Source organism: Leifsonia sp. 71-9, assembly GCF_001898805.1.
GTDB lineage: Bacteria > Actinomycetota > Actinomycetes > Actinomycetales > Microbacteriaceae > Leifsonia.
The window spans coordinates 82917-103754 of sequence record NZ_MKVJ01000023.1 but is presented as its reverse complement, the minus strand read 5'-3'; the positions used below and the strand labels follow the sequence as shown (position 1 = coordinate 103754).

The following is a 20838-nucleotide window of genomic DNA, read 5'->3' as shown; positions in this document are numbered from 1 at the left end:
TCCGGCGGCGGCGCGCCGTCGGCCACGCGCCGTCGAGAGCGGAGGACCTGTCCGCGCGAGCGCCGGCCGCATCCTCCGTTCCCTGCTCGTTCACGGCGTGGCGGGGTGGATCTCCGCCCCTCGCCACCGGGCGGCCGGCCTGTCGGCAACGGAGGAGTTTCGGGGCTGCGCGCGGCGTGGCGGCAGGGAAGGGAGGGGAGTCCCGGATGGGAGCCGCGAATCTCCTCCGGTGGCGACAGCGCCCGGACATCGGCGCCCGGGATATCGGTGCCCGGGACATCGGTGCCCGGGACGATCTCGCTCAGCCGCCGAAGCGGCGCTGGCGGCGGGAGTAGTCGCGCACGGCGCGCAGGAAGTCGACCTCGCGCAGGTCCGGCCCGAGGGCCTCCACGAAGTAGAACTCGGAGTGGGCGCTCTGCCAGAGCATGAAGTCGCTGAGCCGCTGCTCGCCCGAAGTGCGGATGACGAGGTCGGGATCGGGCTGGCCGCCGGTGTAGAGGTGCTCGCCGATCATGTCCGGGGTCAGGAGGTCGGCCAGCGTCTCGAGGCTGCCGCCGTCGGCGTGGTGGGCGGCGACGATGCTGCGCATCGCGTCCGTGATCTCCTTGCGTCCGCCGTAGCCGACCGCGAGGTTGATGTGCATGCCGGTGTTGCCGGCCGTGCGCTGCTCGGCGGCCACGAGGGCGGCGACGAGGGGCTCCGGGAGGCCGGCGGTCGAGCCGACGTGTTGGACGCGCCAGTCGCGGTAGCGGGAGAGGTCGTCGGCCAGTTCGGCGATGATCTCGATGAGCGCGGACAGCTCCGTGCTCTCGCGGTTGGTGAGGTTGTCGCTCGACAGCAGGTACAGCGTGGCGACGGAGACGCCCAGGTCGTCGCACCATTCCAGGAACTCGCGCATCTTCGCGGCTCCGGCGCGGTGCCCGTGGGCCACGGTGGTGAGCCCGGCCTGCCGCGCCCAGCGCCGATTGCCGTCGATGATCATGGCGACATGCTTCGGGAGTGCCTGCTCGCCCAGTCCCGCCAGCTCACGGCGCAGCCGCTTCTGGTAGAGCCCGTAGAGCAGCCCGCTCCCCGGGACGGTACTGCGTTTGCTCACGGGGATACGTTAGCGCCCCGCACTTGGTGCGGCTCTCAGCATCCCGCCACCGGATTCCCCTACGCTTGGGCCATGTCGCCCCGTAACCGCCACGAACCCGAGGATGTCGCCGAGCTGCTGCACGAGCCCGCCTCGTCGCTCGACGCGTCGGACGCGGCCGTCCAGGCGGACGACGCCGCGGCGCGCGATCAGGGACGAGACCTGCCGAACATCCCGCTGCTGGATGCCTCCCCGGCCAATCCGGGCGAGATCAAGCCGACCTGGCGCGGCTGGATCCACGCGGGCACCTTCCCGTTCACCATCGCTGCGGGCATCGTGCTCATCTGCCTCGCGCAGGGCGCTCCCGCCAAGTGGGCGTCGGCCGTCTTCGTGCTCACCTCGATGCTGCTCTTCGGCAACTCGGCGCTGTACCACCGCTTCAATTGGAAGCCGCGCACCAAGGTCATCCTGAAGCGCATCGACCACGCCAACATCTTTCTGCTGATCGCCGGCACCTACACGCCGCTCGCGGTGCTCGCGCTCCCGCCGGCGAAGGGGGTCCTGCTGCTCTGCTTCGTCTGGGGCGGCGCCCTGCTCGGGATCGGCTTCCGGGTGTTCTGGATCAACGCCCCGCGCTGGCTGTACGTGCCGATCTACCTGCTGCTGGGCTGGGCGGCGATGATGTACATCGTCGACCTGGTGAACGCCAACGTCGCCATGATGGTGCTCGTGCTCGTCGGCGGCGTGTTCTACACGGTCGGCGCCGTCATCTACGGCGTGAAGCGGCCCAACCCGTTCCCGGGAAAGTTCGGCTTCCACGAGATCTTCCACACGCTGACCGTGCTGGCGTTCCTCTGCCACTGGACGGCCACGCTGCTGATCGCCCTGCACCCGGCCTACAACGTCGGCTGAGCGGAGCGGGCTGAGCGGAGCCGGCTGAGCGGGCTACGCCCGGTCGTCGTCCTCGGCGGCCTGCGCGGCACTCTGCTCGCCCGCCTGCTCGGCGTCGAGCTTCGCGGCGATCTCGGCGCGGTAGCGCACGCGGCGGATGCGGCGGACCATGTCGATCACCAGGAGCACCACGGCGACCGCGACGAGGAAGGTGACGACGAATCCGACGACGCCCGGGGTGACCTGATCCTCACTGGGGCCGCTCGACGGGGTCGGGGTCGGCGTCGCGGCCAGCCAGACGGAGGCGTGCAGGAGGGCGTCGGCGATCATCGTTCGGGGATCTCTTCTCTCGAGTCGGGAGGAAGCCGCGATTCTCAGCTTCGTCTCCTAGTCTTGACTCAGCCTACCGCCGCCCCGACGGCAGGCCTGAACGTGTACCGAGAGGCGGAACCGGCGAGCATGGCCGTGACGGAGACCATCGATCGCCGATACGGGCGTACCCCGCAGCGCAAGCGCCGCGACCGCTGGTTCCTCATCGGCGGGGCGGTCGCCGTGCTCGTGGTCGTCGTCGCCTGGGTCTTCTGGGCCGGCTGGGACAACAACCAGTCCGATCTGGAGGCCACCGACACCGCGTACACCATCACCGACGCCCACCACGTCGACATCAGCTTCACGATCAACGCGCCGAAGGGGACGCCCGTCACCTGCGCCATCCAGGCGCTCAACGAAGACTTCGCGATCGTCGGCTGGCGCATCGTCAGCTACCCGGGCTCCGACCTCCGGGTCACCCAGCACACCGAGACGATCCGCACCATCCAGCAGAGCAACACAGGTTTGATTAACACCTGCTGGCTGACCTAGCATTCTGTGGATACGCCCCGACCGAGGTCGGGGCGTCTACTTTACCCACCGGCCCCGGCCGGCCTATCTGCCCACGCGGCCATCGCCGCGGGCGCAAAGGAGCTCACCATGGCCCAGGAGACACCGGTCACCTTTCTGACCCAGGATGCCTACGACCGCCTCGCGGCGGAACTCGAGGAGCTCAGCATCAACGGCCGCAACGAGATCGCGAAGCGCATCGAGGCGGCCCGCGAGGAGGGCGACCTCAAGGAGAACGGCGGCTACCACGCCGCCAAGGACGAGCAGGGCAAGATCGAGGCCCGCATCGTGCAGCTGACCAACCTGCTGCGCTCCGCCACCGTCGGCGACGCACCGGAGAGCCACGGCGTCGTGGAGCCGGGCACGGTCGTGACCGCGACCATCGCGGGGGACGAGAGCGTCTTCCTCATCGGCAACCGCGAGATCGCGGCCGGCAGCGAGCTGCCCGTGTACAGCGAGCAGAGCCCGCTCGGTGCGGCCATCCTCGGCCTCAACATCGGCGACAAGACCGAGTACACGGCCCCGAACGGCCGTCAGATCGCGGTGGAGATCACCCAGGTCGAGACCTACGCCGGACAGTAACGACGTCTCAGCATCACGACGGGCCCGCGAGAGATCGCGGGCCCGTCGTCGTTTCGCCCGCGCGGCTCAGAGCGCGCCCTGCAGCCGTGGACGCGGCGGCAGCGGCCGATGCGCATCCGAGGCGCGGAACGCGTCGATGGCCAGAGCGGCGAAGCGCCGGGCGGCGGCCGCGCGGCCCTCGACCGGCGTGGTCGACAAGGCCCGACCGGTGAGCAGCACCAGCACGAGGTCGTCGAGAACGAAGTCGGGTCGCAGACTCCCTGCCGCCTGCGCCCGGAGTGCCAGGTCGGAGAGCATCTGGAGGAGGGCCGTCCGGTGGCCGGTGAAGCTCTGGTCCGCGGGGCTCGCGGAGAGGAACGCCTCGACGAAACCGTGGTTGCGACCGTTGAGCACGCTGATGCTCTCGATGATGGTGCAGAACCCGCGCCACGGGTCGGGATCGGCGCAGCCGTCGATCACGATCCCCCGGCACGCGCGGAGTTCCTCCGCGAACGCCTCGTCGACGAGGATCTGCTTGGTCGGGAACCGCCGGTAGAGGGTGGCCGGGCCCACGCCGGCGTGCCGGGCGACCTCCCGCATCGTCACGTCGATGCCGCGCTCGGCGAAGAGCCGGCGCGCCGCCTCCAGCACCCGGTCGCGATTGTCCTGGGCGTCGGCTCGGAGCATCTGAGGCAATCGTCCCGTCCTCGTTCTCACTTCGGGTAAGTGGACGGGGGCGTCCATTACCGTGGCTCTCAGTATCGCAGAGCGCGAGCAGGACGAGGAGACCACGATGCGAGCAGTGTCCATCCGCCGATTCGGAGACCCGAGCGGGATGGAGGTCGTCGAGGCGCCGTCACCGGTGGCCGCGCCCGGGCAGGTCGTGCTGCGCACCGAGGCGATCGGCGTCGGCGGGGTGGATGCCGTCATCCGACGCGGCACGCTCGGCGGTTTCGGGTTCCGGGAGGGGTTGATCCCCGGCAGCGAGGTCGCGGGCGTCGTGACGGCGACGGGCGACGGCGTGGCGGCGTCGTGGGTCGGTCGGCGCGTCTGGGCGTTCACGGGAACGGGCGGCGGCTACGTCGAGGAGGCGGTCGCGCAGGTCGATGACATCGTCGCCCTGCCCGACGGGCTCACGTCGATCGACGCGGTCACCCTCGGCAGCGCCGGCCCGGTCGCGCAGTTCGCGCTCGCCCACGCGCACCTGGCGCCCGGCGAGTCCCTGCTCGTCCGCGGCGCCGCCGGCAGCATCGGCATCGCCGCCGTGGAGCTCGCGGCGCGCGACGGCGCCCCGGCGATCGCCGTCACCACCTCCTCCCCCGCGCGCGGGGAACGGCTGCGCGAGCTCGGTGCGACGCACGTGCTGGATCGCAGCGGCGCGGGCGACGCCACCGCACCCGCGGCGTTCGACGTGATCGTCGACATCGTCGGCGGCGAGGACCTCCCCCTGTTCCTCGACCGGCTCGCCCCCAACGGCCGTCTGGTGCTCGTCGGGGCGGTCGCGGGGTTCCCGCCCGCCGACTTCGGCGCGCACCTCCTGCGCTCGTTCCAGCAGTCCCGCTCGTTCGCGACCTTCAGCCTCGACTCGGTGCCGCGGGATGCGCTGCGCACCGCGCGCACGGAGCTCTTCGCGGCCGCGACGCAGGGCGCCCTGCACCCGGTGGTGGAGGCCGTGCTGCCCCTGGATCAGGCGGCGGAGGCCCACCGGCTGATGGATGCCGGGCGGGTGTTCGGGCGGATCGTGCTGACCCCCTGATGGCCGACCGGCGGCGTCCCTGACCGTCTACTCGTAGTCGACGACGGCGTCGTAGCCCGCCGTGCGGAGCGCCTCGATGACCTGCTGACGGTGCTCGGTGCCGCGGGTCTCGACGCTCACGTCGAGACCGACCTGGCTGATCTGCAGGCCGCGGCCGTGCCGGGTGTGCAGCACCTCCACGACGTTCGCGTTGACGCCGGCGAGGATCTCGGCGATGCGCGCGAGCTGGCCGGGGCGGTCGGGCATCATGATCGAGAGCTTGAGGTAGCGGTCGGAGGCGGCGAGGCCGTGCCCGATGACGCGCTGCATGAGCAGCGGGTCGATGTTGCCGCCCGAGAGGATGGCCACCGTGGTGCCGTCGGCGGCGACCTTGTCGGCGAGGATGGCGGCGACCGCTGCCGCTCCGGCGGGCTCGACGACGAGCTTGGCGCGCTCGAGGAGCACCAGCATCGCTCGGGCGATGTCGTCCTCGGTGACGGTGACGACCTCGTCGACCGCGTCGCGGATGATCGAGAAGTTCAGGAGGCCCGGCTTGCTGACCGCGATGCCGTCGGCGATCGTCGGCACCAGTGAGATCTCGGTGGGCTCGCCGGCGGCGAGCGAGACCGGGTAGGCCGCCGCATTCGCCGCCTGCACACCGATCACGCGGATCGTGCGTCCCTCCAGCAGTGCCCGCTGCTTGACCGCGCTGGCGACGCCGGAGATGAGGCCGCCTCCGCCGATCGGGATGACGATGGTCGTCGCCTCCGGAGCCTCGTCCAGGATCTCGAGGCCGAGCGTGCCCTGCCCGGCGACGACGTCGCGGTGGTCGAACGGCGGGATCAGGACGGCGCCGGTCTCGGCGGCGAAGTCGGCCGCGGCGCGCAGCGTCTCGTCGACGATGCTGCCGCTCAGCACCACGTCCGCGCCGTACGCGCGGGTGGCCTGGAACTTGGGGATGGCGACGCCCACCGGCATGAAGATCGTGGCGTGGATGCCGAGCTCGCGGGCGGCGAAGGCGACGCCCTGCGCGTGGTTGCCCGCGGACGCGGCGACGACGCCGCGGGCGCGCTCCTCCGCGTCGAGCTTCGACATCCGGTTGTACGCTCCGCGGATCTTGTACGACCCGGTGCGCTGCAGGTTCTCGCACTTGAGCAGCACGGGGGCGCCGAGCACGTCGGTCAGGTAGCGCGAGCTCTCCATCGGCGTCGGCTGCGCCACGCGCGAGACGATGGCGCGCGCGGCTTCGATCTCGTCCAGGCCGGGGCCGGCGAAAGGAGTGCGCGTGGAGTCGGTCACGGTAGCCACTCGCACAGCCTACTCGCCGCCATATTCCGCACGGTGTATGCGGTGGAGCCGGGCGTTCAGGCCCGCGGGCGGCGCACCGCGCGCGGGACGGTCTCCCAGATCGCGCCGGCCGGCGGACTGTATTCGGCCCGCTCTTCACCGCGCCACGTCCCGCTGGAGATGTAGTGCACCATCACGTTCAGCACGGCGACGAACGGCACGGCGAAGAGGGCGCCCGGGATGCCCGCGAGCAGCGAGCCGCCGGCCACCGCCAGCACCACCGCGAGCGGGTGGACCTTCACCGCGGTGCCCATGATGAGCGGCTGCAGCACGTGCCCCTCCACCTGCTGCACCAGCAGGACGACGCCGAGCATGATGAGCGCGAACACCCAGCCCTTGAAGACCAGGGCGATGAAGACGGCGAGCGCACCGGTGACCACGGCACCGACGATCGGAATGAACGAGCCGAGGAAGACGAGCACGCTGATCGGGATGACCAGCGGCAGGCCGAGGAAGAACGCGCCGAGCCCGATGCCCAGGGCGTCGATCGAGGCGACCAGGATCTGCACCTTGGCGAAGTTGCGGAGCGTGACCCAGCCGGCCTGGCCGGCGCCGTCGAGCGCGGCGCGGGCGTTGCGCGGGAAGATGCGCACGATCCAGCCCCAGATGCTCTTGCCGTCGATCAGGATGAACAGGACGCTGAAGATCGTCAGCAGGGCGCCCGCGAGCACGTGGCCCAGCGTCGAGCCCAGGGACAGCGCGCCCGAGATGAAGACCTGGCTGTCCTGCTGGATCGAGGTCCAGAGCGACTGGAAGGCGCCGTCGATCTGACCCTCGCTGAGGCCGAGCGGGCCGGTCGTGAGCCAGGAGCGGAACTGGTCGAACGCGGCGACCGACTGCGTCCGGAGTTCGTGGCTCTCGCGGCTGACCTGCCAGATCGCCAGGTAGAGCAGGCCGCCGACCACGATCACGAGGGCGATCAGCGCGGCGACGATCGCCAGCCAGCGCGGCCAGCCGTGCCGGTGCAGGAAGTCCTTGAACGGCACGAGCAGGGCGGCGAGCAGCACCGCGATCAGCACCGGGATGACGATCAGGCGCAGCTGGACGATCAGGAAGACGACGACGGCGATGACGGCGCCGATGACGAGCAGGCGCCATGACCAGGCCCCGGCGAGCCGCACCCCGCGGGGCAGGGACGCGTCGACGGGTTCGAGGGTCTCGAGCGATTCCCCGAGCTCGCGCCGTCTGCGGAGGAACCAGGACCGCGCGGGTGCGCGATTCTCACCGGCGGGAGGGGGGACGGAGGTCTCGCTGTCGGCCATGCCCGCCAGTCTAAGCGGGGCCTTCCCGCTTCCTCAGGGTGCTCTCAGGAGGCGTCGTCGAAATCACAGGAAGCGCCCAGAGTGCCGCCTCCGCATCCCGTGAGATGGCTGGGGGCGCGGAGGGTCGCCCGGCGCGGCCGCGCTGCTCCTCTACCGTCGGAGGACAGCGACCGCCCTCGATCACAGCGAACAGCACCACATGACAGCACCTCCCTCCCCCGCGCCCGCGAACGGCGCCGGGCCCCGCCGCGTCCTCATCCGCCTGAAGGAGAGCGTCGCCCTGCCCTCCGCGTTCGGCACGCTGCTCGCCGCCGTCGTGCTCTTCCTCGTCGTGTTCGGCCTCGTGATGGTGCTGTCGGCCTCCTCGGTCGAGTCGTACACCGACGGCAACGGCTTCTTCGGGCGGTTCGGCTCGCAGGGCGGCTACGCGGTGTTGGGCGTCGTGCTCATGGTGATCGTCGCGCGCCTGCCGCGGCGGACGGTGCAGCGGGTCGCCGTCGTCGTGCTGGTGCTCTCGTGCGTGCTGCAGATCCTCGCCCTCGCGACACCGCTGGGGGTGAAGATCGGCGACAACACCAACTGGATCCGGATCGGCCCGATCGCCGGTCAGCCCTCGGAGGGCATCAAGCTCGGCCTCGTGATCTGGCTCGGGATGGTGCTCGGCCGCCGGCCGGAGGAGCTCCAGGACTGGCGCCTCCTCGCGCGCCGGATCGTCCCCGTCGCCGGCCCCTCCATGCTGCTCGTCGTGCTCGGCGGCGACCTGGGCACGACCGTGGTGATGGCGGCGTTCACGCTGGGCGCCCTCTACTTCGCGGGCGTCCGACTCAAGCACCTGGGCGTCGTGCTGGGCGCCGGCGCGTTCGCCGCCATCCTGATCGCCCTCTCCAGCGCCACGCGCCGCGGCCGGATCTCCGCCTTCTTCGGCGGGACCAGCGCGGTCAACCCCGATGTGAACTGGCAGGTCGACAACGCGCACTACGCGCTGGCGTCGGGAGGCCTGTGGGGCGTCGGGCTCGGCAACTCGCACGCGAAGTGGTCGTGGCTGCCCTCGGCCGACACGGACTTCATCTTCGCCGTGATCGGCGAGGAGCTCGGGCTGCTCGGCGCGTGCGTCGTGCTGCTGCTGTTCGCGATGCTGGCGGTGCTGATGGTGCGCCTCGTGCGGTCGACGCCGGATCCGGTCGTGCGCATCACCACCGGCACGGTGCTCGTCTGGCTGATCTTCCAGGCGTTCGTGAACATCGGGGTGGTGCTCGGGCTGATCCCGACCCTGGGCGTGCCGCTGCCGTTCATCTCGGCCGGCGGCACGGCGCTCATCGCGTCGCTGGTCGCGATGGGCGTCGTGCTGTCGTACACCCGGCGTCCGCCTCGGCAGCTCGACGGAGTGCACGTCGCCGCGTCGCGCGCGGGCGGCGACGTGCCCCCGTCGCTCAGGCGCTCGGGGAGACGGTGGCCGGCGCGCCGCTGAGCGCGATGCCCACCCGGTCGCCGAGGGCGAGCACGTCGCCCGCGGCGTGCTGCACGGCTAGTTCGGTGCCGTCGGCCAGCCGCACGGTGGTGCGGCGGAGCGCGCCGAGGAAGCTGGAGGTCAGCACCTCGCCGGGCAGCCCGGTCGCGGCGAACACGACGTCCTCGGGACGGATGTAGGCGGTGACCGGTCCGTCGGCGGCGGCCGACGCGAGCGGGACCTCCTGGCCGAGGACGGTGAGCCTCCCGCCCGCGACCGTGGCGGGGAGGCGGTTGGTGAGGCCGACGAACTCGGCGACGAACGCGGAGGCGGGCCGGCGGTAGAGCTCCTCCGGCCGGCCGATCTGCTCGATGCCGCCCGCGCGCATGACCGCGACGCGATCGGCGACCGCGAGCGCCTCCTCCTGGTCGTGCGTCACGAAGAACGTGGTGATGCCGAGCTCGGTCTGGATGCGGCGGATCTCCTCCCGCAGCTGCACCCGCACCTTGGCGTCGAGCGCCGAGAGAGGCTCGTCGAGCAGCAGCACGCGCGGCCGGGTGACGAGGGCGCGGGCGAGGGCCACACGCTGCTGCTGGCCGCCGGAGAGCTGGTGCGCGTAGCGCTGGCCGTGCTGGCCGAGCCCGACCAGTTCGAGCGCCTCGGCAGCGCGGCGGCGGCGTTCCGCGGCGGGGACCTTGCGCATCCGGAGCCCGAACTCGACGTTCTGGCCCGAGGTGAGGTGCGGGAAGAGCGAGTACGACTGGAACACCATGCCGAGGTCGCGCCGGTTCGCGGGTTCGTCGGTGACGTCGCGGCCGTCGACGAGGATGCTCCCCGCGTCGACGCGCTCGAGCCCGGCGAGCGCACGCAGGGCGGTGGTCTTGCCGCAGCCGCTCGGGCCGAGCAGGGCGATGAGCTCGCCGGGCTCGGCGGCGAGGTCGAACCCGTTCAGGCCGGCGCCGCCGCCGAAGTCGCGGACGAGGCCGCGCAGCTCGACGGTGCTGCCGTGCCCGGCGGCGAGGGTGGGGGCGACCGCCTCGACGGTCGACGGGAGTGCGGACATGGCTACCCTTTCGCGGTGCGCCGGCGGGCCGCCACCAGGCGGTCGACGACGACGAGGAGGACGAAGGCGAACACCAGCGCGAGGAGCGCGAAGATGACCGCGACGAACGGATCGGACTGCGAGACCAGGAGCAACGAGGTCTGCAGGTTCACGCGGCTGAGCAGCGACGCGATGGTGAACTCGCCGAGCACGACGGCGACCGAGAGGGCGGAGGCGGCGAGGATGCCGCGGCGCAGGTTGGGGACGATCGCGCGCCAGAACACGGTCCCCCAGCCGGCGCCGAGCGACCGCGCGGCCTCGCTTAGGGTGATGAGGTCGACGGCCGCGACGTTGCTCTGGATCGCCCGGTAGGCGTAGGGCAGCACCGTGATCCCGTAGGCGAACGCCAGCGTCCACGTGCCCGAGCCGAAGAGCTGCGTGACCACCGCGTAGGTCGGGGCCAGGCCGACGACCATCACGATCGCCGGGATCATGATCGGCAGCAGGCAGACGGCCTCCAGCACCCTCCGGAGCCGGGCGAACCGCAGCTCGACCAGCACCATCGTGGGTAGGAGGACGAGGAGCACGATCGCGACCGTCACGACCGCGAGCACCAGCGAGTTGCCGAGGCCCTGGTAGACGCGGTCGTAGCGGGTGGTCTCGCCGCTGAAGACGGCCTCCCAGCGGTCGAAGCTGTAGACACCGGGCTTCGCGGTGCGGAGGGTGAACTCCAGCATCGAGAGCAGGGGGATGAGGAAGAAGAGGCCCAGCAGGGTCCAGATGATCGTGCGCGCGACGGGGCCGGGGCCGAGCCGCAGCTGCGCGGCGCGCCGGCTCACCGCTGCCACCGGGCGGTCCGGCGCACGAGCGCCGAGTACGCGAGCATGACGACGACCATGACGATCAGCATCCCGAGCGCCATCGCACCGGCGAGATTGGACCGGCCGAGAACGGTCTCGCTGATGAGCGCCTGGCGGATCTGCAGGGACACGATGTTGTTCGCCTGGCCGACGAGCGCCGCCGCCGTCGCGTACGACGAGAAGGCGTTGGCGAACAAGAGCAGCAGGCTGCCCAGGAACGACGGCAGCAGGATCGGGCCGCCGACGCGGAGCCAGTAGGTCCAGCGGCTGCCGCCGAGCGTGGCGGTCGCCTCCAGCCACTGCGGGCGCAGCCCCTCCAGCGCCGGGAGGAACGTGATGACCATGAGCGGGATCTGGAAGTAGAGGTACGGGAGGATCAGGCCGGGCACCGTGTAGAGCCACACGCCGTTCTCGTAGATGTTGATGTGGAACTGGTTGCGGAGCAGCACCGTGACGAGGCCCTGGGCGCCGATCGTCGCGATGAACGCGAACGCGAGCATGACGCCGCCGAACTGGGCGAGGACGCTGCTGGCCGAGTCGACCAGGGAGCGGCCGAAGCCGCCTGGGCGCGAACCGAGGAGCGCGAAGCAGAGCGCGGCGCCGGCGATCGCGCCGACCACGGCGGTCACGGCGGAGAGCCAGAAGGCGCCGAAGAACGAGCCGGCGATGGCGGGCTCGGCGAGGCCGCTGAGGTTGGCCCAGGTGAACCGGCCCTCCCCGTCCACGAAGCCGCTGCCCACCGCGACGAGGGTCGGCACGGCGAGGAAGATCACGACGTAGAACGCGAAGGGGGTGAGCCCGAGCGCCGCGACGAGGCCGCGCGGCCGGCGGCGGGGACGCTCGGGCCGGGGGCCGGACGGCGGCTGCCGCCGGGTCGCCCCGGCGGCAGCGCTGTCGACCGCCGACGCCGGGGCGTCAGCGAGGGTGCGGGTCATCAGCCGACCGCGTTGGCCCAGGTGGAGTTGAGGAGCGTGCCGGCGTCGGTGGCCTGCTTCTCCGTCATCACGGCGACCTCGTCGAGCTTGCCGGGGAACTCCTTGGTGTCGAGCGTCTTGGCCTTCTCCATGGCGTCGACGCGGGCCGGGTACGCGCCGCCCTTCAGCCACGCGTTCTGAGCGGCGTCGCTGTAGAGGTACTCCTCCCACAGGCGCGCGGCCGCCGGGTGCGGGGCGTCCTTGTTGATGGCCTGGTTGTAGTAGCCGACGTACGCCTTGCCCGGGAGGACGACGTACTTCCAGTCGATGCCGCCCGACTTGATCGTGTCGGAGGTGGTGTAGCCCTTCTGGTTGAACGACCAGTCGAGCAGGACCGGGGTCTCGCCCGAGGCGATGGTGTTCGGCTTGCCGTCGGCGGCGTTCCAGTTGCCCGCGGCCTTCAGCTTGGAGAACCAGTCGACGCCCGTCTTCAGGTCGTCGAGGCTGCCGCCGGCCTGGAGGGTCGCCCACGCGACCGCACCGGCCGCGGCGGCCGCCTGGGTCGGGTTGCCGTTGAGCGCGACGGCGCCCTTGAACTCGGGCTTGAGGAGATCGTCGAACGACTTCGGCGGGGTCTTGATCTTGTTGGCGTCGTAGCCGACCGCCATCACGCCATAGTAGCCGACCTTCCAGAGGCCGTCCTTCTCCTTCTGGTCGGCGGGGATGTCGTCCCAGCCGGTGGGCTTGTACGGCGCGAAGTACTCGGTGTTGGCGAGCGCGACGGACGAGCCGATGTCGAAGGTGTCGGGCGCGGTGTCCTGGCCCTTGAGCTTCTTGGCGGCGTCGATCTCCTCCTGGCTGGAGGCGCTGTCCTGGCTCGGGTTGATCGTGATGCCGTACTTCTTGGTGAAGCCGTCGAAGATCTCCTGGTAGTTCGCCCAGTCGCCGGGAGTCGCGATGATGTTGAGGCTCCCCTCCTTCTTCGCGGCGGCGACGAGTGCGTCCATGCCGCCCGCGGAGGCGACGTCGGTGGCGGTGGCCGCCTTGTTGCTGTCGGCGGTGCTGCTTGCGTCCGCTCCGCCCGAGCAGGCGGCGAGCGAGAGGGCGACCACGGTGGCCGCGGCCGCGAGGCCGGCGACGCGTGCGCGCTTGTTGATCACGGAATATCCTCCAGTGCACGGGTTCGACCGGGCGTGCGCCCGGACCGACTGTCACGGTATGCAGCGCGGGAGACGCGCCGGCCAGCGAGCGGTGACGCGCAGGTGAACTCATGGTGTCGGCCGTCCTCGATAGGGTCGACCCGTGGTCGCACTGGTCTCCGCCGAACTCCGTTCCCCCGACGTCGTCTCCCCCGCCCTCGCGCGGCGGATCGCGCTCGGCGCCCAGGGCTTCGGGCGTCCCCGACCGGCCGTGGTCGGCACCCGGCAGCTGAACGGCCTCGTCGACCGGCTCAACCTGCTGCAGATCGACTCGGTGAACGTCTTCGAGCGCAGCCACTACCTCCCCGCCTTCGCCCGGCTCGGCGCCTACGACCGTTCGCTGCTCGACCGGCTGACGTTCGACGCCCGCGGCCCGCACACGGAGTACTGGGCGCACGAGGCCGCGTTCCTGCGCAAGGAGGACTGGCCGCTGTTCCGCTGGCGGATGGAGGCGTACCGCCGGCGGTACGGCGCCGCCGACGGCTGGTTCGAGGCCAACCGCGAGACGGTCGAGTGGCTGCGGCGGGAGCTGGCGGCGAACGGCCCCCTCGCCGCGAGCGAGATCGAGCACGACGCCAACACCCGCACCGGGCCGTGGTGGGGCTGGTCGGCGGTGAAGCGCGCGCTCGAGTACCTCTTCCTCTTCGGCGAGGTCGCCATCGCGGGCCGCACCCGCTTCCAGCGCCGGTACGGGCTCGTCGAGGATGTGCTCGACGCGCGCGTGCTCGACCGGTCCGTCCCGACCGAGGACGCGGTGCGCGAGCTCATCCGCCGCTCCGCCGTCGCGCACGGCATCGGCACCGCCAAGGACTTCGCCGACTACTACCGCATCAAGGTCGCGCCGGCGATGGCGGCGATCCACGACCTGGAGGACGCCGGCGAGCTGATCCCCGTCCGCGTGCCGGGGTGGGAGTCGACCGGCCGGCCCGCGGCGGCGTGGATGCACCGGGACGCGCGCAAGCCTCGGCACGTGGAGGCCGCGGCCCTGCTCTCCCCGTTCGACCCGGTGGTCTGGTACCGCGACCGCGCGCTGCGGATGTTCGGCTTCCACTACCGCATCGAGATCTACACGCCCGCGCCGCAGCGGGTCTTCGGCTACTACTCGCTGCCGATCCTGCTGGACGACGCCCTCGTCGGGCGCATCGACCTCAAGAGCGACCGTCAGGCCGGCGTGCTGCGCGTGCAGTCCGCGTGGACCGAGCCGGGAGCCCCGGAGGCCACGGTGGAGCGGCTCGCGCCGCTGCTCGCCGAGACCGCGGCCTGGCAGGGGCTCGGCGGCGTGGAGATCTCCACGGAGGCGCGCGGCGATCTCGTCCCCGCGCTCGCGACGGCGCTCTGACGCGTGACTCGCGCCGAATGTCGGCGGAGTTAGAAGCCGGCGCCCATCTTCTCGAGGCGCTCGACGCGCTCCGGGATCGGCGGGTGGGTGCTGAACAGGCGGCTCATCAGGCTCGGCTTGAGCGGCTCGGCGATCCACAGGTGCGCCATCGAGGTGTTCTGCTTGCGCATCGGCTGCGCGTACGTCTCCAGCTTGAGCAGGGCGCTGGCGAGGGCGTCCGGGTGACGGGTGGTCATCGCTCCCGTCGCGTCGGCCAGGTACTCGCGCTGACGCGAGACGGCGAGCTGGATGAGCGTGGCGAGCAGCGGCGCGACGATCGCGGCGATGAGGCCGAAGACGAGGATGACCGGGTTGCCGCCTCCCCCGCCGCCGTTGTTGTTGTTGCCGCCCCGGTTGTTGCCGCCGATGGCGCCGAAGAACGCCATGCGCATGAAGATGTCCGCGACGAGGCCGATCGCGACGGTCAGCCCGAAGACGATCATCGAGAGCCGGATGTCGTAGTTGCGCACGTGCCCGAGCTCGTGCGCCATGACGCCCTCGAGCTCGGCGTCGGTCATGATGTCGAGCAGCCCGGTGGTCGCCGCGACGGAGGCGTGCGCCGGGTCGCGGCCGGTGGCGAAGGCGTTCGGTGCCGGGTCGTTGACGATGTAGACCGCCGGCATCGGCGTGCCCGTCGTGATCGACAGGTTCTCGACGACGTTCCACAGGCGCGGGTTGTCGGCCTTCGTGATCTGCACGGCCCCGGACATGCTGAGGGCCTGGCTGCTCGCCATGAAGTACTGGAACACCGAGAACAGCACGGCGACGATCACGATGACGATGAAGATCGTCCAGCTGTTGTAGAGATAGGCGGCCAGCCAGCCGAGCGCGCCGATGATGATCAGGAACAGCAGGATGATGAAGACGGTGTTGCGCTTGTTCCTGGCGATCGCCCTGTACATCGAGACCCTAGAACTGGACGCGCGGAGGTTCGGCGATCGCGGCGAGGTTCTCCACCTCGAAGAAGTCGCGCTCGCTGAAGCCCAGGCGGCGGGCGAAGAGGTTGTTCGGGAACACCTTGATCTTCGTGTTGAACTCGCGCACGCCGCCGTTGTAGAACCGGCGGGACGCCTGGATCTTGTCCTCGGTGTCGACCAGGTCGGCCTGCAGTCGGAGGAAGTTCTGGCTCGCCTGCAGCTGCGGGTACGCCTCGGCGACCGCGAAGATGCTCTTCAGCGCGGACTGCATGTGACCCTCGGCCACGGATGCGTCGGCCGGTCCCTGGGCGGACAGCGTCTCGGCACGCGCCTGCGTGACCGCCTCGAAGACGCCCTTCTCGTGCGCCGCGTAGCCCTTGACCGTCTCGATGAGGTTCGGGATGAGGTCGGCACGACGCTTGAGCTGCACCGTGATATCGCTCCACGCCTCGTCGACGCGCACCTTGAGGGTCACGAGGGAGTTGTACGTGGCCCACAGGTAGATCCCGATGATCGCGACGATCACGACGACGATGATGACCGGAATGAGCCATTCCATTTTCGGGTACTCCTTGCGTGGGGGCGCGGACGGTTCAAGCGCACGATCATCCTAACGGCGCTCCGGGGGCCTCTCACCGCCTTCCCATGACTCTCAAAGCTAGGTGGCGGCCACCTCCGAGATCGCGGCGGCGGGATGCGCGCCGGGGTGCACAATGGACGCGTGAGCGAGGTGGCCGAACGGCGCGGCAGGGGCCGTCCGCGCAAGGTGCGCGGTGCGGCGTCCGCGCGGGACGCGATCGTGCGCGCCGCGGCGGAGGAGTTCGTCGAGCGCGGCTACGAGGCGACCTCGCTGCGGGCGGTCGCCCGGCGGGCGGGCGTCGACTCCGCCCTGGTCCACCACTACTTCGACGGCAAGGCCGACCTGTTCGCCGCCGCTCTGGAGGCTCCGCTGCGGCCGGACCGGGTGCTGGACGTCGTGCTCAGCGCCCCGCGGGAGGAGATCGGCGAGCGGCTCGTCCGGTACCTCTGCGAGCAGCTCGACGACGGCCCGGCCGCGGGACGGATGGTCGTGGTGCTCCGCACGGCGCTCGGCAGCGGACCCGGCACGCGGATGGTGCGCGAGTTCCTGACCCGCGAGGTGTTCTCCCGTCTCGCCGCGCTCAACGACGGCGCCGCGGACGCCGAGCTGCGCGCCGATCTGGCCGCCGCGCAGATCGTCGGCCTCATCATGACCCGCTACGTGCTGAAGCTGGAGCCGGTGGCCGCCGCCTCGGCCGACGAGCTGGCGCACCGGGTGGGGCCGGTGCTGCAGTGGCACCTGTTCGGGACGCCGCTCGACTGAACCGGGCTCTTGACCCGGCAGTGCGCGCAGGCGAATAATTCACCACATGATGAATTACTCGTCCGGCGGAGACCCGAGGGCGGACGCCGCCGTCGTCGTGGACGGGCTGCGCGTGAAGCGCGGCCGGAGGATGGTGCTCGACGGGCTGTCGATCAGCGTGCCGCGCGGCCAGGTCGTCGGGCTGCTCGGGCCGAGTGGATGCGGAAAGACGACCCTCCTGCGCTCGATCGTCGGTGTGCAGCGCGTCGCCGGAGGCGTCGTGACCGTGCTCGGGCAGCCGGCCGGGACGGCGGCGCTGCGGCACCGCGTCGGCTACGTGACCCAGGCCGCCAGCGTCTACGACGACCTGACCGTGACGCAGAACCTGCAGTATTTCCGCCGCGTGCTGGGTGCGGGCGCCGACGACGTCGCGCGGGCGATCGAGGCCACCGACCTCGGAGCGAACGCCGCCCAGCTCGTCTCCACGCTCTCCGGAGGGCAGCGCAGCAGGGTCTCCCTCGCCGCTGCCCTGCTCGGCTCCCCCGACGTCCTCGTCCTGGACGAGCCGACGGTCGGCCTCGACCCGCTGCTCCGCGCCGACCTCTGGGACCTGTTCCACCGGCTGGCGGAGGGCGGCACCAGCCTCCTGATCTCCAGCCATGTGATGGACGAGGCGACCCGCTGCGATCGGCTCCTGCTGATGCGCGAGGGCGCCGTCATCGCCGACAGCACGCCCGCCGAGCTCCTCGCCGAGACCGGTGCGGTGGATGCGGAGGGGGCGTTCCTCGCGTTGCTGCGCCGTCGGCATCCTCGCCACCAGCTGCCGGACGGGGACCACCGATGAACCCGACCCGCACCCTCGCGACCACCGGCCGCGTGCTCACGCAGATCCGGCACGATCCGCGGACCGTCGCCCTGCTCGTCCTCGTCCCGGCCCTGCTGACCGGGCTCGTCGCGTGGATCTTCACCGACACGACCGTGTTCCAGACCATCGGCCCGGCGCTGCTCGCGCTCTTCCCCTTCATCGTGATGTTCCTCGTGACGAGCATCACCACCCTGCGCGAGCGGCGGACCGGAACGCTCGAACGCCTGCTCTCCATGCCGCTCGGCAAGGGCGACTTCCTCCTGGGCTACACGCTCGCCTTCGCACTGCTGGCGATCGTGCAGTCGTGCGTCGCCGTCGGGTTCGCCGTGTGGGTCTGCGGGCTGGACATCGCGGGGAGCGTCTGGCTGCTGCTCGCCGTCGCGGTCGCCGACGCCATCCTGGGCACGACGCTCGGGCTGTTCGTCAGCGCCTTCGCGCGCACGGAGTTCCAGGTGGTGCAGTTCATGCCCGTCATCGTGTTCCCGCAGATCCTGCTCGGCGGGATCTTCCTCCCGCGCGACCAGCTGCCGGACGTGCTGCGCGCGATCAGCGACTGGCTCCCCCTCTCCCACGCCATCGACGCCCTGAACGCCGTGGCGACCGATTCCCACGACGCGGCGTACGTCGGCGGCGAGCTGCTGATCATCGGCGCCTGGGCTGCGGGAGCCGTGGTGCTGGGCGCGTTGACGCTCCAGCGCCGAACACCCTGAACCGTGCTGGCACGGATGGGCAGCGCCCGAGGCTCCGGTCTAGGGTGAGAGACGTGAGCGTCGAGTACGGAATGCAGCTCGGCGGCATGGGGGCTCTTGTGGACAAGCTGCGCTCTGCCGTCCGGGACATCGAAACGGAACTGTCCACCCTGGACGAGGAAGCCGCGCGGCTCCGCTCCTCCTGGACCGGCGAGGCCTCGGCGGCCTACGACCGGGCGCACGCCGAATGGACGGCCTCGTTGAGCGCGCTGAACGCGGCGCTCGACCGGTCCGCCTCCGCCGCGGAGAACGCGGTCAACCGGCACCTCGCCGCGCGTGCGGAGGTGGCGGCCCTGTGGAAGTGAGGCCCGGACTCGACACGGACCCGGCGGAACGGGCCCGGCGACTGCTCGCCGAGGCGCGCGCCGTGCAGGCCGACCTCACCGCCTTCCTGGCGTCGTCGCGCGCCCAGCTCGCCGAGGGCTTCGGCCCGCCGGCGGTCTCCGCCGAGTACGGCGAGGACGGCGTGCTCGCCTACCTCCGGATCGACAGCGAGGTGCGCAAGCAGCTCACGGAGGCCCAGCTCCTCGCCCAGCTCGAGGCGGCGCTCATCGTGAGCCCGGCCATCGGGGTCAGCGGCGACCCGCGCGCGCTCGCCGCCCGGCTGAACGCGCTCGTCGCCTCCGCGACCGCACACGCGCAGCGTCGACCGCGCGACGAGTTCTCGACCCGCGACGGCGCCCTCACGCTGCAGAGCGTCGACGGCCGGCCCGTCGGCGTGACGACCCGGCCCGGCTGGGTGCTGTCCGAACCGTCGACGGAGCTCGGCTCGGCGATCGTCCAGCTCGCACGACAGGCGGCCGTGGCCGCAGAAGACGAAAGGGGGACGGTGTGACCGACACCGTGGTCATCAACGGGGCCGTTCTCGAGAAGGACGCCGAGGCGGTGTGGCAAGCCGGGGCGGACAGCCTCAAGGGCATGTCGGACGCGCTGCCCGTCATCGCAGCGCCCGATTTCTCCGTCATCCCCGGCGGGCAGGAGGCCGCGAAGCTCTACGAGACCGCGCGGCAGGCGCTCGCCGACTACATCGACGGCGGCCGGGACGAGTTCCTGACCTTCGAGCACCTGCTGCTCCAGACCGCGATCACCTACGGCAAATCCCACGGCGCCACCGTCGAGGACATCACCCGCATGGAGAAGGAGCTCGAGTCGTGAGCTACGTCGACACCATCCGCGATCAGATCGAGGAGCAGCTGAAGTCGGGCAAGGACGGCCTCGACTGGATCGACAAGAACGGCCCGGGGATCATCCGGACCGTCATGAACGTCTACCTCGACACGATCCTGCACCTGCCGATCCCCGGCTTCATCTCCGACAAGTTCGCCGATGAGGCCATCTCGAAGCTGCACGAGGGGACCGCCGAGCTCCGCAAGGCGCTCGACCAGGCCGAGAGGGGCATCGCCTACGTCGGCAGCCCCGACAGGCTGCGGCAGGCGGCCTCCCTCATCGGCGACAAGGTGGTCACGCCCTCGCGCGACCTCGCCACCACCGTGACCCTCGGCAAGCTCCCCTCGACCCTCTCGTCGAACTGGGACGACGGCGAGGCGAGCGAAAGCTATGTGCACGCCGTCGATGGACGCGATGACGCCGTCACGGCGATCGCCACCTACGCCGACCCGATCTCGTCGGCGCTGGGCGACATGGCCGACGCCATCGAGAACTTCTACCTCTCGTTGCTGGCCGCGGTCGTCGGAATCGTGGTGGTGATCGTGAGCGTCGTCGAGCTGATCATCACGCTCGCGGGCGTCGTGACCGCTCCGGCCGCGATCGTCGGCGTCATCGGCACGCTGCTCGGCGGCGTGACCGCCGCGATCGCGCTCTTCCAGCTGTTCGTCACGGCCGAGCAGACGCAGCGCTCGATCAGCGGCAGCCTGAGCGGCGCGATCCCGGAATGGCCCCGGGCGCTGGCGTGAGCGCCGCCATCGTGTCACCCAGGAAGCCAGGAGGTCGCGACCGTGCAGCCCGCTAGCAGCGGCGTCTCCCTGCCGGACCGGCAGGGATCCGCCATCGTGACCTGGAAGGCCATCGGCATCACCGCTCTGGCCCTGGGTCTCGTCGCCTTCCTCTCGTTCTTCGCGCTGATGTTCGCCGCCCTCTACGGCGGCGGCACCGTGGGGACGGCGACGATCCTCCTCGTCCTCGCGGCGGTGCTGATCATCCTCGGCTTCGTCGGGGTCGCGATCGTCTACAACCAGCAATCCGCTCAACGCAACGATCTCGCCGACGCCCTCACGCGTGCCGGGCATCCCGGGGTCGACGTGCGTCGGCTCCAGGTCGGACGCCCCGTCCCGTCGCCGCAGGGCGTCGAGCTCCGCCTGCGCAAGGCGCGCGACGACAGCGGCGCCCGCTGGCTGCTCGTGGACGCCTACGCGTACGCGGCACCGCCCGCGCGCTGA

Annotated in this window: 25 protein-coding genes; 14 read left to right on the top strand and 11 right to left on the bottom strand. The window is 71.1% G+C overall.

The features are described 5' to 3' along the window. Positions 1-301: 301 nt before the first annotated feature. On the bottom strand, positions 302-1096 hold the full coding sequence (locus tag BGO91_RS21785) for an isoprenyl transferase (protein WP_290474826.1): 795 nt from the start codon (positions 1094-1096) through the stop codon (positions 302-304). A 72-nt stretch (positions 1097-1168) separates the two neighbouring features. Here BGO91_RS21785 and BGO91_RS21780 point away from each other — a divergent pair, with 72 nt between their 5' ends. Next, complete coding sequence (locus BGO91_RS21780) at positions 1169-1987, top strand: hemolysin III family protein (protein ID WP_290474825.1); 819 nt, start codon at positions 1169-1171, stop codon at positions 1985-1987. 33 nt (positions 1988-2020) lie between these two features. On the opposite strand, the gene BGO91_RS21775 is transcribed toward BGO91_RS21780, so the two are convergent. Continuing rightward, positions 2021-2296, bottom strand: coding sequence for a hypothetical protein (locus BGO91_RS21775; RefSeq protein WP_290474824.1), 276 nt, complete (start codon positions 2294-2296; stop codon positions 2021-2023). A gap of 135 nt (positions 2297-2431) precedes the next feature. On the opposite strand from BGO91_RS21775, the gene BGO91_RS21770 reads away from it, so the two are divergent. Further along, positions 2432-2827, top strand: a complete 396-nt coding sequence (locus BGO91_RS21770; RefSeq protein ID WP_290474823.1) for a DUF4307 domain-containing protein — start codon at positions 2432-2434, stop codon at positions 2825-2827. Positions 2828-2935: 108 nt separating this feature from the next. After that, entirely contained in the window at positions 2936-3427 is a 492-nt protein-coding gene (gene greA, locus BGO91_RS21765) for a transcription elongation factor GreA (RefSeq protein WP_290474822.1), read from the top strand. A 66-nt stretch (positions 3428-3493) separates the two neighbouring features. Here greA and BGO91_RS21760 read toward each other — a convergent pair whose 3' ends face one another. After that, complete coding sequence (locus BGO91_RS21760) at positions 3494-4093, bottom strand: TetR/AcrR family transcriptional regulator (RefSeq protein WP_290474821.1); 600 nt, start codon at positions 4091-4093, stop codon at positions 3494-3496. A 106-nt stretch (positions 4094-4199) separates the two neighbouring features. Here BGO91_RS21760 and BGO91_RS21755 point away from each other — a divergent pair, with 106 nt between their 5' ends. Continuing rightward, a complete protein-coding gene (locus BGO91_RS21755) occupies positions 4200-5162 on the top strand; it encodes a zinc-dependent alcohol dehydrogenase family protein (protein ID WP_290474820.1) in 963 nt (320 codons plus the stop codon). A 27-nt stretch (positions 5163-5189) separates the two neighbouring features. On the opposite strand, the gene ilvA is transcribed toward BGO91_RS21755, so the two are convergent. Then, complete coding sequence (gene ilvA, locus BGO91_RS21750) at positions 5190-6449, bottom strand: threonine ammonia-lyase (protein ID WP_290474819.1); 1260 nt, start codon at positions 6447-6449, stop codon at positions 5190-5192. 56 nt (positions 6450-6505) lie between these two features. After that, positions 6506-7750, bottom strand: coding sequence for an AI-2E family transporter (locus tag BGO91_RS21745; RefSeq protein ID WP_290474818.1), 1245 nt, complete (start codon positions 7748-7750; stop codon positions 6506-6508). Between the two features lie 199 nt (positions 7751-7949). Here BGO91_RS21745 and BGO91_RS21740 point away from each other — a divergent pair, with 199 nt between their 5' ends. Next, positions 7950-9218: a putative peptidoglycan glycosyltransferase FtsW gene (locus BGO91_RS21740; RefSeq protein WP_290474817.1), complete on the top strand. Its 1269-nt coding sequence runs from the start codon at positions 7950-7952 to the stop codon at positions 9216-9218. On the opposite strand, the gene BGO91_RS21735 is transcribed toward BGO91_RS21740, so the two are convergent. Genes BGO91_RS21735 through BGO91_RS21720 form a run of 4 tightly spaced genes read right to left on the bottom strand, consistent with a single transcriptional unit; the run spans position 9181 to position 13173 of the window. Then, entirely contained in the window at positions 9181-10260 is a 1080-nt protein-coding gene (locus BGO91_RS21735) for an ABC transporter ATP-binding protein (RefSeq protein WP_290474816.1), read from the bottom strand. The two genes, BGO91_RS21740 and BGO91_RS21735, sit on opposite strands and share 38 nt — an antisense overlap. 2 nt (positions 10261-10262) lie before the next feature. Then, positions 10263-11087: an ABC transporter permease gene (locus BGO91_RS21730; RefSeq protein ID WP_290474815.1), complete on the bottom strand. Its 825-nt coding sequence runs from the start codon at positions 11085-11087 to the stop codon at positions 10263-10265. After that, positions 11075-12055 (bottom strand): ABC transporter permease, encoded by a 981-nt coding sequence (locus BGO91_RS21725; RefSeq protein ID WP_290474871.1) that lies wholly within the window; start codon positions 12053-12055, stop codon positions 11075-11077. The genes BGO91_RS21730 and BGO91_RS21725 overlap by 13 nt, the downstream gene beginning before the upstream one ends. Beyond that, entirely contained in the window at positions 12034-13173 is a 1140-nt protein-coding gene (locus BGO91_RS21720) for an ABC transporter substrate-binding protein (RefSeq protein WP_290474814.1), read from the bottom strand. Before BGO91_RS21720 ends, BGO91_RS21725 begins: the two co-directional genes overlap by 22 nt. Positions 13174-13324: 151 nt before the next feature. Here BGO91_RS21720 and BGO91_RS21715 point away from each other — a divergent pair, with 151 nt between their 5' ends. Beyond that, on the top strand, positions 13325-14551 hold the full coding sequence (locus BGO91_RS21715) for a crosslink repair DNA glycosylase YcaQ family protein (RefSeq protein ID WP_290474870.1): 1227 nt from the start codon (positions 13325-13327) through the stop codon (positions 14549-14551). Positions 14552-14580: 29 nt separating this feature from the next. Here the strand turns inward: BGO91_RS21715 and BGO91_RS21710 are convergent, their stop codons facing one another. Both BGO91_RS21710 and BGO91_RS21705 read right to left on the bottom strand, forming a co-directional pair. Continuing rightward, entirely contained in the window at positions 14581-15492 is a 912-nt protein-coding gene (locus BGO91_RS21710) for a M48 family metalloprotease (RefSeq protein ID WP_290474813.1), read from the bottom strand. A 7-nt stretch (positions 15493-15499) separates the two neighbouring features. Further along, complete coding sequence (locus BGO91_RS21705; protein WP_025158674.1) at positions 15500-16066, bottom strand: LemA family protein; 567 nt, start codon at positions 16064-16066, stop codon at positions 15500-15502. Positions 16067-16228: 162 nt separating this feature from the next. Here BGO91_RS21705 and BGO91_RS21700 point away from each other — a divergent pair, with 162 nt between their 5' ends. From BGO91_RS21700 to BGO91_RS21665, 8 genes are read left to right on the top strand one after another with little or no spacing between them, the layout of a single operon-like run. Next, entirely contained in the window at positions 16229-16849 is a 621-nt protein-coding gene (locus tag BGO91_RS21700) for a TetR family transcriptional regulator (protein WP_290474812.1), read from the top strand. 46 nt (positions 16850-16895) lie between these two features. Next, positions 16896-17672 carry an ABC transporter ATP-binding protein gene (locus tag BGO91_RS21695; protein ID WP_290474811.1) on the top strand — a complete coding sequence of 259 codons (777 nt, stop codon included), beginning with the start codon at positions 16896-16898 and terminating at the stop codon, positions 17670-17672. Then, a complete protein-coding gene (locus BGO91_RS21690) occupies positions 17669-18403 on the top strand; it encodes an ABC transporter permease (protein ID WP_290474810.1) in 735 nt (244 codons plus the stop codon). The genes BGO91_RS21695 and BGO91_RS21690 overlap by 4 nt, the downstream gene beginning before the upstream one ends. Positions 18404-18456: 53 nt before the next feature. Continuing rightward, on the top strand, positions 18457-18747 hold the full coding sequence (locus BGO91_RS21685; protein WP_290474809.1) for a WXG100 family type VII secretion target: 291 nt from the start codon (positions 18457-18459) through the stop codon (positions 18745-18747). Continuing rightward, positions 18738-19277 (top strand): hypothetical protein, encoded by a 540-nt coding sequence (locus tag BGO91_RS21680; RefSeq protein ID WP_290474808.1) that lies wholly within the window; start codon positions 18738-18740, stop codon positions 19275-19277. The genes BGO91_RS21685 and BGO91_RS21680 overlap by 10 nt, the downstream gene beginning before the upstream one ends. Then, complete coding sequence (locus tag BGO91_RS21675) at positions 19274-19597, top strand: hypothetical protein (protein WP_290474807.1); 324 nt, start codon at positions 19274-19276, stop codon at positions 19595-19597. Before BGO91_RS21680 ends, BGO91_RS21675 begins: the two co-directional genes overlap by 4 nt. Then, on the top strand, positions 19594-20355 hold the full coding sequence (locus tag BGO91_RS21670) for a hypothetical protein (protein WP_290474806.1): 762 nt from the start codon (positions 19594-19596) through the stop codon (positions 20353-20355). Before BGO91_RS21675 ends, BGO91_RS21670 begins: the two co-directional genes overlap by 4 nt. Positions 20356-20397: 42 nt before the next feature. Beyond that, positions 20398-20838 carry a hypothetical protein gene (locus BGO91_RS21665; RefSeq protein ID WP_290474805.1) on the top strand — a complete coding sequence of 147 codons (441 nt, stop codon included), beginning with the start codon at positions 20398-20400 and terminating at the stop codon, positions 20836-20838.

Coding starts and splice junctions, on each gene's coding strand:
- BGO91_RS21755 (WP_290474820.1), top strand. CDS start 4,200: ATGCGAGCAGTGTCCATCCGCCGATTCGGAGACCCGAGCGGGATGGAG.
- BGO91_RS21740 (WP_290474817.1), top strand. CDS start 7,950: ATGACAGCACCTCCCTCCCCCGCGCCCGCGAACGGCGCCGGGCCCCGC.
- greA (WP_290474822.1), top strand. CDS start 2,936: ATGGCCCAGGAGACACCGGTCACCTTTCTGACCCAGGATGCCTACGAC.
- BGO91_RS21735 (WP_290474816.1), bottom strand. CDS start 10,260: ATGTCCGCACTCCCGTCGACCGTCGAGGCGGTCGCCCCCACCCTCGCC.
- BGO91_RS21745 (WP_290474818.1), bottom strand. CDS start 7,750: ATGGCCGACAGCGAGACCTCCGTCCCCCCTCCCGCCGGTGAGAATCGC.
- BGO91_RS21690 (WP_290474810.1), top strand. CDS start 17,669: ATGAACCCGACCCGCACCCTCGCGACCACCGGCCGCGTGCTCACGCAG.
- BGO91_RS21780 (WP_290474825.1), top strand. CDS start 1,169: ATGTCGCCCCGTAACCGCCACGAACCCGAGGATGTCGCCGAGCTGCTG.
- BGO91_RS21760 (WP_290474821.1), bottom strand. CDS start 4,093: ATGCTCCGAGCCGACGCCCAGGACAATCGCGACCGGGTGCTGGAGGCG.
- BGO91_RS21705 (WP_025158674.1), bottom strand. CDS start 16,066: ATGGAATGGCTCATTCCGGTCATCATCGTCGTCGTGATCGTCGCGATC.
- BGO91_RS21710 (WP_290474813.1), bottom strand. CDS start 15,492: ATGTACAGGGCGATCGCCAGGAACAAGCGCAACACCGTCTTCATCATC.
- BGO91_RS21695 (WP_290474811.1), top strand. CDS start 16,896: ATGATGAATTACTCGTCCGGCGGAGACCCGAGGGCGGACGCCGCCGTC.
- BGO91_RS21775 (WP_290474824.1), bottom strand. CDS start 2,296: ATGATCGCCGACGCCCTCCTGCACGCCTCCGTCTGGCTGGCCGCGACG.